Annotated in this window: 8 protein-coding genes; 1 reads left to right on the top strand and 7 read right to left on the bottom strand. The window is 40.7% G+C overall.

All coding sequences use genetic code 11. From position 1 onward, the window contains the following. Nucleotides 1-15: 15 nt before the first annotated feature. Nucleotides 16-1,782, bottom strand: a complete 1,767-nt coding sequence (locus ACQKDS_RS18105) for a type I secretion system permease/ATPase (protein ID WP_399673214.1) — start codon at nucleotides 1,780-1,782, stop codon at nucleotides 16-18. 530 nt (nucleotides 1,783-2,312) lie between these two features. On the opposite strand from ACQKDS_RS18105, the gene ACQKDS_RS18110 reads away from it, so the two are divergent. Further along, nucleotides 2,313-5,333: a beta strand repeat-containing protein gene (locus ACQKDS_RS18110; protein WP_399673216.1), complete on the top strand. Its 3,021-nt coding sequence runs from the start codon at nucleotides 2,313-2,315 to the stop codon at nucleotides 5,331-5,333. 90 nt (nucleotides 5,334-5,423) lie between these two features. Here the strand turns inward: ACQKDS_RS18110 and wcaJ are convergent, their stop codons facing one another. The 6 genes from wcaJ to ACQKDS_RS18140 all read right to left on the bottom strand — a co-directional run bounded on the left by wcaJ (nucleotide 5,424) and on the right by ACQKDS_RS18140 (nucleotide 13,133). Continuing rightward, entirely contained in the window at nucleotides 5,424-6,818 is a 1,395-nt protein-coding gene (gene wcaJ / locus ACQKDS_RS18115) for an undecaprenyl-phosphate glucose phosphotransferase (RefSeq protein WP_399673219.1), read from the bottom strand. 108 nt (nucleotides 6,819-6,926) lie between these two features. Further along, nucleotides 6,927-8,018: a glycosyltransferase gene (locus tag ACQKDS_RS18120; protein WP_399673222.1), complete on the bottom strand. Its 1,092-nt coding sequence runs from the start codon at nucleotides 8,016-8,018 to the stop codon at nucleotides 6,927-6,929. 16 nt (nucleotides 8,019-8,034) lie between these two features. Beyond that, nucleotides 8,035-9,087 carry a glycosyltransferase family 4 protein gene (locus ACQKDS_RS18125; protein WP_399673224.1) on the bottom strand — a complete coding sequence of 351 codons (1,053 nt, stop codon included), beginning with the start codon at nucleotides 9,085-9,087 and terminating at the stop codon, nucleotides 8,035-8,037. Between the two features lie 78 nt (nucleotides 9,088-9,165). Then, on the bottom strand, nucleotides 9,166-11,319 hold the full coding sequence (locus ACQKDS_RS18130; protein ID WP_399673227.1) for a polysaccharide biosynthesis tyrosine autokinase: 2,154 nt from the start codon (nucleotides 11,317-11,319) through the stop codon (nucleotides 9,166-9,168). 12 nt (nucleotides 11,320-11,331) lie between these two features. Beyond that, nucleotides 11,332-11,769 (bottom strand): protein tyrosine phosphatase, encoded by a 438-nt coding sequence (locus ACQKDS_RS18135; protein WP_399673230.1) that lies wholly within the window; start codon nucleotides 11,767-11,769, stop codon nucleotides 11,332-11,334. 53 nt (nucleotides 11,770-11,822) lie between these two features. Further along, the gene (locus ACQKDS_RS18140; RefSeq protein ID WP_399673232.1) at nucleotides 11,823-13,133 is read right to left on the bottom strand and encodes a hypothetical protein; all 1,311 of its coding nucleotides are present in this window, start codon (nucleotides 13,131-13,133) and stop codon (nucleotides 11,823-11,825) included. Between the last annotated feature and the right edge of the window lie 521 nt (nucleotides 13,134-13,654).

Consider the following 13,654-nt stretch of genomic DNA (forward strand, 5'->3'; position numbering starts at 1 on the left):
CAGGCAAGTTCACAACTAATTAGTTTGAGTTTTTGGGAAGTTGCCTTCATCCGTCGGTGTATTGACTGCACGCACCGCTTGTTGGCTGGCTTGGGCTTTTTGCGCATTCGCCAGCGCTTGTAGTACCTGTTGCGTCGGACCAAATGCATTGACCACACCATTGGTCAACAGCAACAACTTGCTGGTCATCGACAGCAGATTAGTGCGGTGCGTAATCAGTATTACGGTTTTATTACGTTGCTTGAGGAATTGAATGGCCTGATTCAGCGCTTTCTCACCGGCATCATCCAAGTTTGAATTCGGCTCATCGAGCACGATCAGTGAAGGATCGCCATACAATGCGCGAGCTAGCCCGATGCGTTGCTTCTGCCCCCCGGACAAGCCAGCACCGCCGTTACCAATAATCGAATCATAACCTTTAGGAAAACGCAGAATCAGTTCATGTACGCCGGCCAATTTGGCGGCTTCGATCACCTTTTCAGAGTCCACATCGTTGAAGCGTGCAATATTCTCAGCGATGGTACCTGCGAATAATTCAATATCCTGCGGCAGGTAACCGATAAACGGCCCCAGTTCGTCTTTGTTCCATTGATAAATATCAGCGTTATCCAAACGAACAATGCCTTCACTGACCGGCCAAATACCAACCAATAAACGTGCCAACGTAGATTTTCCTGAGGCGCTAGGACCAATAATCCCCAATACATCACCCGGCAGCAAAGCAAAGCTGACATTGTGCAAGACTGCATCAGCTTTAGAGCCAGGAGGCGTAGCAGTAACCCCCTCAACAGCCAAAATGCCTTCCGGCCGTGGAAGCGACATACCTGTGCCACGTTGCGGGTGCTCATCTAACAACTTGACCAAACGGCCATAAGACAGCTTGGCAGCGCTCCAACTTTTCCAAACGTTAATCACCTGTTCAATCGGTGCCAACGTGCGCCCCATCAGAATCGATCCCGCAATCATCATGCCTGGCGTGATCAACCCATCGATAGCCAACCATCCCCCTAGCCCAAGCACCAGAGATTGCAACGAGAGACGAACCACTTTGGTGATGGACGTAACCGTCGCCGCACGTTCACTGGCAACACGTTGACTATTCAGAAACCTCTGATGTAAGCCAAACCAACGACGCTTTAAATTCGGTAGCATGCCCAATGCTTCAATCACTTCAGCATTGCGTAAATTAGTACTCGCTAAGTTTCCAGACATGATCGATAGCTTACTGGCTTCGCCTAGTGGTTTCTTCGACACCATTTCATTGATTATTGCGAGTGCAATCAGCAGCAGTGACCCCACTAACGCGAATAACCCTAACCACGGATTGAACAGGAAGATTACCAGCAAATATATCGGGAACCAGGGCGCATCAAAAAAAGCAAATAATGCGTTACCCGTTAGAAATTGACGTAATGTCGTTAAATCACCCAACATTTGACCGGCATCGGATGAGCCATTTTTCAGATTCGCCTCATAGGCTGCGGTATAAACACGCGTATTTAAACGCATATCCAATTGGCTTCCTATACGGATGACAACCATGCTGCGAACATACTCTAATAACCCCATCATGCTAAATAGTCCTAGCATAATTAGCGTTAACATTAGTAGGGTAATTTCGTTGCCCGAAGGAAGTACACGGTCATAAACCTGCAACATATAAACGGAGGGGACGAGCATCAATAAATTAATAAATGCAGTGAATATGCCAACGGTCCAAAAAACTTTACTACGTGTTCGAATAACATCCGCAATCTCATTACGCGGTATGAATTGGTTCACTTTTCTTCCTTACTAATACTTTTATCATTACAAGATAAATTTTCAGAATAAAACCAGAAAACCAAAAATCAATAGAAAGTTTTCATGTATATTTTTTGCTATCTTAGCTTTCTTCTAACTATAGGCAAACACACTGATTTTCGGCAAGATGAAATCTTAAAAAAAACCCGAAAACTTAAAAATAGTTTAATTTCATAAACTTAGATATTGGCTTGTAAAAAAGACCACAACAAATTAGAACAGTCATTATTTCATCAGCAATGAAAACACAGAAGTTATGCATTTTACACATCTATCTGTTATTACTATATTTATTCATGCATTGTTCTTTTTACCTGCAAAAAAAGCAAATATAAACCAGCCTAGCTTGACTTTTTAAGGGACAGCTTCTTTATTTATTAGACACTGTTGGGTCTATTTTTCACTTTTTTACACGACCCTCATTACCGAGTGCTACTTTCAGGCACATTTTTTGTCTCCACCTCTTATTTTTAAGTGGATAATTTAACCAGTATCTCAAGGGGTAATTTATGGCTTCTCTAGCAGCACAGCAAAAGGCAGCAGCACTTTACTTTGCGGTCATTGGTAAAAATGCAACCGCAGACGCCTATGATTTCTTTGGTCAACAATTGGAAGGCGGAAGTAAAACACTAATCACATTAACAGAATCACTTTTAGCTTCCAGTGAGGCAAGCGCACGTTTCTCGGGTAAAACTCTAGAACAAATCATTACCCAAGTTTATACTAGCGTGTACGGTTCAGCCCCGGCAGCAACTCCTTTGTCTGAATTGATTTCCGAGGGAACAACCTCTGCAGCATTAGCTAAACTAGTTGATGATTTGCTGAATTATAATGGATTTGATGAAGGCACTTTAGCGACGCAGGCTTCGTTTGAAGCTACCATTGATACCATTTTGTTCCCAGTAACACAAACCTCTGCGACAGCAGGTTCTGCTGACGTACAGGCGTTGTATTATTCTCTTGGCAAATCCCAAGCTCAATCAGGGATTAATTATTGGGGAACAGTTTTAGCAAACGGTAGTAAGACCTTCTCTGAAGTCGCAAATGCCTTTGCAACGTCGACAACAGCGCTCAAAGCCCTTTCAAACGACGATTTTGTTAATTTTGTTTTCCAAAATACCTATAGCAGAGCCGCCACCACTACTGAAGTGGATCAGTATGTCAATGCATTGACTGGTGGTTCAAGCCGCGGTGATGTGTTGGTCGATATCATTACCGCCATCCGTGGCAGTGTTGCTACAGGTGATACTGCAGCGCAAACTAATTTCAATGCGGCAACCAAAGTGTACCAGCCAGGCGAGTTGCCTGACTTGAATTTCCAAGAGCAAGCAGCCTCTATCTATCTTGCCGTACCAGAACGTGGTATCGATGCCAGAGCGCTGGATACATGGGGTAAGGAACTCGCCGCAGGTAAAAGTTTCACCGCGCTTAACGCAAAGCTGCTGGCTTCTGCTGAATTCCAAAACAAAGGCGCACAGTTAACTGGCGACGCGTTTATTCAACACGTATTCACCGCAGTTAACGGAATTGCAGCAGATACAACCCAGTTAGCAGCTTATTCATCTCTCGGATCAAAAGAAGCAATCACCAGTGCGATCATTCAAGATCTGCGCAATTCTGTAGCAACAGATAATGCAACCGTTACACAACAGCATGCATTTGAAGCAGATATCGGCACCAGCCTACTGTATAAAACAGCGGCCAGTTTGACGGCAACTGCAGTTGGCGGCAATGCAACAGGCACGGTAAATACCGGTTCAAGCCATGTATTGAGTAATGCTGAAACTGCCGTTTTAACTAACGTCATATTGGATGCCAATGCTGCCAGTAATGTTAACCTTAAATTTGCCGATAACCTGGATAACCTTACAATTAATGGTACCAGCGCGGCGACGGTTAACTTATCGGACAACGGGGTCAATGACGGTGTAGCGATTACGGTCAACAACAGCAACGTGGTTCTTAACGGTAGCTCTGGAGCCGATATCGCCACAGTAACATCGGCAGCTAACATCGCTGGCGGTTCCGCTGATTTCAACTTAGGTGCGGGTAATGACACGCTAAAATGGGCTGGCAATGCAACAACTGGCGCCAACACTGTCGGCGCAGGCATTAGTGGTAACGGTGGTCAGGGCACCGATATTATTTCTGCTAACTTTATTACGAAATCAGTCGCCACGACCTCAAACGTGCTTGGTATCCGTAGCAGTACAATCACCAGTAATGCCAATAATTTCACCAGCTTTGAGAAAGTTGACTTGGCCGGCTATATTGGTAAATCAGTAGGCACATTGAATGGCGCCGCAGTGACCACCGCAGCAAATACATTCGATTTCGGTTTGCTGAACGGTAGCGCAACAGTTGAAGGTACCGCTGGCGGTACGATTACACAAGCTAACGTACCTACTGCACTAGGTACCCAAGGCTTTGTTCTGTCTGGCTTGGCAGATGCGGTTAAAGTCATTAACGCCGCAGGTGGTAGCGCAGCACAACTTGAAGTCACAGGTGATGCTACAACCGCAAGCAATTTGGACTTCACCTTCGTACAGAACGCTACCAACAAATTCGATATTTCCTTCACCGCGACGAGTAATACAGATATTAATGCTGGTTCAATAAGCCTTAACAGCAGCAGCAGTGCGTTGTTGGGCACCGCCCTTGCTACGGTAAACATAGCCTCCGGTGGTACCGGTGACTTTGATAATTCTCTGTCGCTAGTAGGAACCAACTCCCAAGTACAAACTATTAACGTGACAGGCGATCATACGCTTGATTTGACATTATCCAGCGGTTTTAGCAACGTTCGTACCATCAATGCATCCAGCAATACTGGTGGCCTAAATCTTGATTCTGATCACGGAGGTACGGGTGATGGTCTGATCGTACAATTACTGAATGCCTTACCATTAGGTGCACTTACTACTGCTTTGTTGACACCAGTGCTAACAGCGCTAGGTTTGAATGGTTATCAACTGAATGTTACTGGCACCGGTACGGCGGATACATTCGATATAGCTTCTAACACCAGCGTTACTGGTGGTGCGGGTGCAAACACCTACGACCTGAAATCCAGTACCTCATCTGCTGGTGTAACCATTAACGACTTCAGCAGCACAAAAGATAACATCATTGATGGATTGTCAGGCTTAGAAATATCCAATGATACAGCCGGTACCGCTGTTGCTGATTATGGAACGCGCTCAGCTGACTTGTTGGATGGTATTCTGGGCAGCTTGTTGGGCGGTGTTGTTGGCTCTGCAGCTGGATTACTCGGCGGGATCCTAGGGTTGGATAACAGTAACTCTCTGACATCTAAAGTCGGCGTGGCTTCAGTTGTGTTTGATGGTCTCAACGCTGATTCCTACGTGATTATTGACAACAATGACAATGGTACTCTGGATAATGCCGACTCAGTAATCTATCTGACGGATCAAAACCACCAGAACCTACTAGATACGCTGCATTATGCACCACAGGTTGCACTGAATGGGGTAGTAAACGCGCCAGTGTCTGAGCTAACCATAGCATAAGTTCTACAACTAAAAAGGGGATGGGCAGAAATGCTTCATCCCCTTTTCATACGCCAGCCAACTATCAAAAAATATTGGCAATTTGACTTATCAATATGCTGCCTTATTAACAAAACCTTTGAATACAGTTAAAAATATTATCTTTATATCAAACCAAACAGACCAGTTACGGATATACTCAAGGTCATACTCGACACGCTTTTCCATTTTGTCTAACGTATCTGTTTCTCCGCGCCAGCCATTAATTTGAGCCCATCCGGTGATCCCCGGCTTCATTCGGTGCCGCAACATGTAACCATTAATCAACTTTCGATATTGCTCGTTATGCGCCACCGCATGTGGACGAGGTCCAACGATAGACATATCACCCTTTAGCACATTGATAAACTGAGGTAATTCATCCAATGATGTACGTCGTAGAAAAGCCCCTAACTTAGTTACTCTTGCATCGCCTTTTTTTGCCTGAATAACCGAATTACCATTTTCCATTACTTTCATAGAGCGGAACTTCCAAACTTCAATTGCCTTGCCATCAATACCATAGCGTTGCTGTTTAAAAATAACAGGTCCTTCCGAAGTCAATTTAACAAGTACAGCAATAGCCAACAACACAGGCGAAATAAACAATAGAATAAATAAAGCTAAAGTACGGTCTTCTATCTGCTTAATGACCGCATTAATACCACTCATGGGTGTATCAAACAATGATATCACCGGGACTCCATTGATCTCTTCATGTCTTGACTGCAAGATATTTGATGTGAACATATCGGGAATCAGCAAAACAGAACATTTAGTATCGGTGAGCTTTGCAACCGTTTCGCGTATTTTCATTTCCGTAGACATAGACATCGCAATATAAATACGGTCGATCTTACCCTGTTCTGCATCTTTAACTAAAGTAGCAAGATCGCCGCAAAATGGGATGTGCGTAGAAGAGGGAATAACTTCATCTGAATAAATACCTAGAACATTGAACCCCATCCAATGGGCTTCATTCAGTGTTTCTGCCAAATGAATTCCGATCGGTAAAGAACCCATTATAGCAACATTCCTCGTGTTATATCCTATTTTACGCAAATAAGCCAATGCCAGCCTTATACAAAACCTCCCGGCAATTAATCCAATCAGCACAATCCAATACCAATTAAAACGGAAAATATACTCACCATCTGAAATATTGAATACTGAAAGTATAAACATGCTTAGAATAAAACTAATCGTCCAATTTATGAAGATAGCTTTAATTTCAAGCATCCCCCTAACACCACGCCATGAACGATAAAAATCGGTGATACCTCCTATCATTTGGAAAATTACCAAACCGATAAGGATAGTGATCATTTTAGTTAAATCAAAACTCATGTCAAAAATAGCACAACTCAGATAAAGCCCTAAAAACATAATAAATATGTCAGAAAACCTCTGGAGCATTGATGTCAAAGAGGCATTTGCTTGAATTGTACCACGCTGATAAACACTCATATTCTCTTACCTATTATTTTAATGAGAGATATATTATTTAATATGGTGGATTAATTTTTATTTAACAATCAACATTACAAATAAACAGATGCAGTGCCAATATATAAATTATTTCATCAATTCTTTATATATTTTATCTGTATTACTCACCATGTTGGCTGCCGTAAATCTATTAAGAAAAATTTGTCTAGCCTTACACCCCATATCAATCCATTCACTCATTGATGTTGTGGTAATAATTTCAAAAAGAATATCTTCATTTTCTAATGGGAAAAGTCTGCCAGTTTCACCATCAACCACTACCTCAGGTAGTGAGGTAGAATTACTCGCCACAACGGGTAAAGCATAGCTCATCGCCTCAAGCGGTACCATCGCGAATCCTTCCCAACGGCTGGGGATAATCAACAGATCAGCATATGCCAGGTACGGTGCCAACTCAGCGCTGCTCAACCATCCAGTATAAGTTATCTGGGACGATTGTAAGGGTTCTACATTAGCATTAAGTACAGCCCCCCCTACCGCGGTTAAATGGAATGGTTTTCCTTCCAAGCGGGTAACGAGTCTTTCTAAAATATCAAAGCCCTTCTGAAAATCGAAACGTCCTACAAAAAGGAGGTTGGTGACATCCTTCGGGTAAGGATTAACATATTCTGCATTATCACAAGTAATTACAGGAACACCATTATAGACAACCACCAATTTTTTTTCCGGCAAACCATAATTAACAGCAATATCTTTTTCATACTGACTTACACAAATAATTTTATCGGTAAATCTCGCTAAAAACCGCTCGATGAAACCATAAAATTTTTTCTTTTTTTCACTCCCTTGCATTATAAATGAAAAGGCATGAGGACAATAAATAATTTTTGGACGATAAACTGGGCGTAATACTATCAATGCCATTCGCGCTAATACGCCAGCAAAGGAGCTATGAACATGTATCACATCCGGTTTGTGGAAAATAACGTAACGAACGAAGCTCCGCAAAAAGCAAATTAATGAATAAACATTTCTCCCACTACGTTTAAACGTTTTAATATGCTTTTCATTCAGTGGAGATAGCTCTCTTGCCTGATCTTCAGGAACAAGGCAAATAAGCTCGTCGACATCAACAACCCCAGACTGATGGATAGCAAGTTGTCGCATGACAGTAGCAACACCGCCTTTAATTATTTCAGCTGCATGGAGAATTTTCACTTTACAGACAGCTCCTTTATTTTAGCCGATTGACCAAATCTGAAATTACTCCAGCAGAATAAACCCAAGAAAAACGCTTAATATTTTCAGAGCCTTTCTTACTTAACTCATTCCGTAGCTCTTCATCGCTAATAACTTTTTTCATTGCTTCCGCGATTTCATCATCATTATCAGGTTTAAAATATAATACGCTATCAGCTAAGACCTCAGGCATTGAAGCCGCATTTGAAGAAATAACTGGACAGCCGCATGCCTGAGCTTCCAAAGGAGGAATTCCAAACCCCTCATAGAAAGAGGGAAAAACAAAAGCTAAGGCATTACTGTATAATTCAATTAATTCACGATCGTCTACCCGTCCAAGAAACTGTACTTTATCATTTCCCAAGACTTGACTTTCAAACATTTGCGGTAAAAAAACACCGGACGCTTTTCCAATGATTTTTAACGTCAAATCAGGATGATTTAACTGAGCATATGCTTTGATCATCCCGTGGAAATTTTTATGAAAATTGGGTGATGATACAGCAAGCAAATATCGTTCACTCTTAATATCAGAATTTGCATGCTCTTTAAATAAATCACTAACAGCATTATAAACAATAGATATTTTATCTTGAGGGTATTTATATACCTGACAAATTTCACTTTTTGAAAAGTTACTAACGGTAATCAAATGACGACTACCTTTTAACATAAATGGTGTAAATAAATTATAAAAAAGACGAAACTTTTTGGAGAAACTTTGCGGATATCGTTTATAAGTTATATCATGATGCGTAACTATTTTGTTTTTATAAAAAATAGGGGCAGTACTACATAAATTAAGTAGCAAGGGTTTCCCCTGGCTATTTAGATAGCGAGGCAAGTCTACTTGTTCCCAAAGATGACCACCTCTTTCACCAACGATCCGTACTTTAAGTTTTTCCGCAATGTCTTCTCTTAATATTCCAGGTGGTGAAACAAATACTATATCATCTCTTAACTCATTTAATGCAAGACTGATCTCTTCGGAAAATCTTTGCACACCCGTCATTTCCTGTGTAAGAAAACGAGCATTTACATATAGCATATTAAAAGCCTTAATAAAAACGAAAAAAATAAAACCCAGCTCAGTACTATACTGAGTGCCGAGCTGGCAATAAGTCAATTAATCTTTTTTGCTTTCATAATTATAATAATCATATCCGTAATAACCGGATGTGCGTTTTTCCTGAGCATTGAAAATAACTCCTCGAATATCCACACCACTATTTTCAAAACGACGAATACTCACTTCGAGTTCTTTCGCTGTAGTAACATTACAACGTGCAACCAACATATTGGTTCCAGCCATACTACCAATAACTGATGCGTCTGTTACAGCCAAAATAGGAGGACTATCAATCAGTACCATATCATAGCGCTCAGTAGCCCATGCCATTAACTTTGTAAACCACTCCCCCATCAATAACTCTGAAGGATTAGGCGGTACTTGTCCACGCGGCAAGAAATCCAAACCGGTAACTCCCGTTGTCCGAACAACATCATCGGCAGATGCCTGAGCAGACAACACAGCAGACAACCCTTTTTTATTGTTACAGTTCAACACTTCATGCAAGCGCCCCCTTCGCATATCACCATCAATTAATAATACCTTTTCACCCGACTGCGCGATCACTGCGGCTAAGTTAGCGCAAACGAAGGTTTTACCAATTTCGGGTGATGCGCCAGAAATCATCACTACCTTATTTTTTGCTTCCATCATGGCAAAATGTAAACTGGTACGTAGGCTACGTATAGCTTCGATCGCTAGATCAGCTGGGTTAGCTTCCGCAAGCAGCAAGCCACTCTCTTTCTGACGATGTTTATTACGAATCAATAACAGGTCTTTCTTTTGCTGTACTTCCGAAATTGGGATGCTGGCATATACGTTGACCCCTAGCTCCTCAATTTGACTAGGACTCTGTAACGCTTTATGCAGTAATACCCTGACAAAAACGAGACCTACCGAGAAGAAACCGCCCAATATCACCACTAATGCAACCAATAACGACTTCTTCGGTGCTATTGGTTTTGGCATGGTTACAGCACTATCCACTATTCGCACATTGCCAATGGTACTGGCTTTACTAATACTTAGCTCTTGCTGTTTATTTAGCAAAGTCATGTATATTTCCTGACTTGCTTGTACATCCCGTGTCAGACGCAAAATTTCTTGCTGTGTTGCAGGCATTTTGCTAATGCGCTTATTGAATTTTTCTCTTTCTGTTACCAACGTCTGACGTTTATCCATCAGTGCACGGTACGCCGGATGATCTTTGGTATAAAGTTGAGAAATCTCAGCCTCCTTCAAGGTCAACTCATTGAGTTGAGCTTCTACGCCAACAACCGAATCTAATAGAGACTTAGCTTCTAAAGACATATCTACCGAGTCTTTTTGTTGCCGATAGGCATTCAATTTATTTTCAGCTTCATCCAACTGCATACGAACTTTCGGCAATTGTTGCTCAAGGAACTGCAGACTCTTTGCTGCTTCCTCTGATTTGCGTTCTACGTTTTGTTGTAAGTAATTGCGGCTAATGCTATTAAGTATTTTGCTGATTAATTCAGGATCTTCGCCGCGATAGGTTAAGCCCAATACACCGGTATCCTTGCCTTTGTCAGCGACAGACAAATTGCTAGCCATGTCTGCCAAAACAGCAAGTTTGGTCCTTTTTATTACTGTGAATTCAGTTCCGTCTGGGGTGTCAATATCACTGACCAGCAATGAAACACCATGTCCAGAGGCCAATTTCCCAATTTGTCCATCTAAGACTTTATTGCCGCCAAGGAGCAATTCATAGCGACTTTTATCCAAAACTCGTAGCGTAAAAGCCTCGCCCATCAAGCTATCGGGGACATTCAGTCGCGATAATGCTATTTTTGCTGGCTCATGGCCATTCAAGCGAGCCCAACCACGACCAAAAATTGGAAAATAATTTTGCTGAACATATGTAGACAATCCAAGATCGTCAGCCGTTTTCCCCATCACCAACCGTGACTGGATAAGCTCGATTTCAGCATCACTTTGGGGCTGACTATCAGGCAGCATTGAAGAAATATCATTAAGTAATGAATTTCCGGCATTTTTCTCGACTTGAATCAACGCTGTACTTTCATAGATCGGGGTCGCAAAAGTAACATACGTTAATGCTGCTGCGGCGAATAGCCCAACAATCCCAGAAATTAACCATTTATTATTTGACAACTCGCCAAACAATCTATGCAGATCTATTTCTTCCGATAGTTCTTTCCGGCCTTGTGATAATACTTTCTCTGACATAAGCATCTCATTTTAAGAAGTTAGTAATCGTGCCCATTTATCGGCCGAACGTAGTAAAAGTTGGAAAGTCCTATCAAACGCTTCTTGACTTTTACGATATGGGTCATCTATTTCCATCTGACTTAACCAATGTCCAAATAACATTGTTTTACCGCGAACTTCCGGTGCCAAATTTCCAACGGCATCAATATGTTTTTTCTCCATAACCAAAATCAGGTCATACTCATGACAAATAGTAGAAGTCAACTGTCGTGCTATATGTCCTGAGAGTGAAACACCATTTTTCTCCGCGGCTGAACATGCATGCGAATCTGCACCATGCCCCGACAAGGCATGTAAACCAGCAGATGCTACCTTTAGATCAGGAAGACGCTCTCTCAGTAAAGCTTCTCCAGTAGGTGAACGGCAGATATTTCCTACGCACACAACTAGAATAGAGTTGAATTTCATAATTGTCGGCTCCTGAGAAAATAAATCACCGCACTCATATTACCCCCTTATTTTTACACATTACATCGTTCCTCTTTTATCCCTCCCTCTTTATTCAAACTTTTAACATGTAATAAAGAAACTATAATAAGGCTATAAAAAATAACATTACATGGGAAGTTTGAAAAAGTATTGTTTATGAAAAAATCGGCTCCAAATGCATAAAAAAGCAAAATGATAGCTATATTGTCAAACTTATTACTTTTGGAGCAAAAATAAAGTAACAATAACAGCAAAATAGAAACGTAAATTAGAACACCTATGAAACCATAGTTACTCATTAGATATATATACGTACTATCTAAAGCTTTACTTTTAAGTTTCAACTTTTCATTTGGCCCCATCGTGCCATTGGTACCAACTCCAAGACCTGTATAAAAACTATCTTTCCTTTCAATGTCATTGATGATTTTATCATGTTGCAATGATCGCAAATAAATAGAATTATAAGCAAAAGGTTTATATTTAGTGCTTGCTAGCGAATCATAAACAGTGAAAGTATTAAAAACAAAAGCCATAAAAGAAAATGTTATAACCGCGGAGAAAAAATAAATCATTTTTGCGCCGCGTAACTTTTTGAAAAATGAATAAATAACCTTCGTTAACAAGTAAATAGCTAGCGCTATCATCGCGGTTTTATATGTTGTCAGTATTAACGCGATTGCCATGAGACTAAATAGCACCCACTTTTTAAGTCGATTATAATAGCCACTTTCCAAAACACAAACGATACCAAAAAACGTCAATGTACCAGCATTTATAAATGTAGTCATTGTACCCATGGCTCGCAAACTGCCAAGCGCATTATCTAAACGTATCCCTGACTTCCCTCCCGAATTATTAAACTCTTCAATTTGTAATGTCGCCATAAACGCAGTTGGGAACATACTTTCTATATAGATAAAAAATGAGTTAATAGTCGCCGTAACAACAACAACCTTGATTAACCTACTATAAAAATCGCCAACATCACTCTTCCCACTTAATATAATATATAAAGAAAAAGCAAAAAGAAGAGGGATAACATCGTTCTTTATCTGATAGGCTACCAACAATATATTTGTGTTTATAGATAATAAAAAATACAATATAAAAGCAGGTGCTAAAAATAAAAACAAACTTACCAGCTTTGCCAATGGTATATTTTTTCTTAAAAAAATACTGATAATTGACAACAAAAGAATGCCAATTATCATACCTTCTTTCCATATTCTCAAAAGCGGGTTATCAAACTTTACTGAAATTAACGAAACCACACCTGAGAAAGTAAAAATAAATAGTGACCAAAGTGCAAAATTCTGTAACCGTTTCTCTGTAAGCAACATAATACTAAACTCGCAATCAATAAAATTATAATTTAAGCTATACAAATCTACACTTTACAATTTTTCACTTGCTTCACCTGACAAATTATTTAAATGCAATCATCACAATGAAATAAACAAAGAGCGCAAGCTCCTTATCGATGACTCGCACATAATTTGAAACATCTTGACTATCAAGCCTCCACCATCACCTCATAACCCCTATCCAGAGCAACATTGACCACACTCAATGAAATAACCATCATAAAAAACCACATCTACTGATGTTCATTTAGTTTACTAAATATGTATACATATTACAGAGAAAATTTTCCACTGCCTTTCTAGACTCCGCATACGGAGTCGCAATCATGCCACGTTTAACTTGACAAATGATAATAATTTCTTTTATCTAGCCGTAGTGGATACGGCACTAAGTGAGCAATCTCTGTAGTGGTCAACAAAAACTAGCCACGGTTTTAGAGTTTTTCCAGAACAATCTTTCTGATTCATTCGGCGTCAAACCACCATTATATTGATGG

Source organism: Serratia sp. NPDC078593, from assembly GCF_050268245.1.
GTDB lineage: Bacteria > Pseudomonadota > Gammaproteobacteria > Enterobacterales > Enterobacteriaceae > JBNNGK01.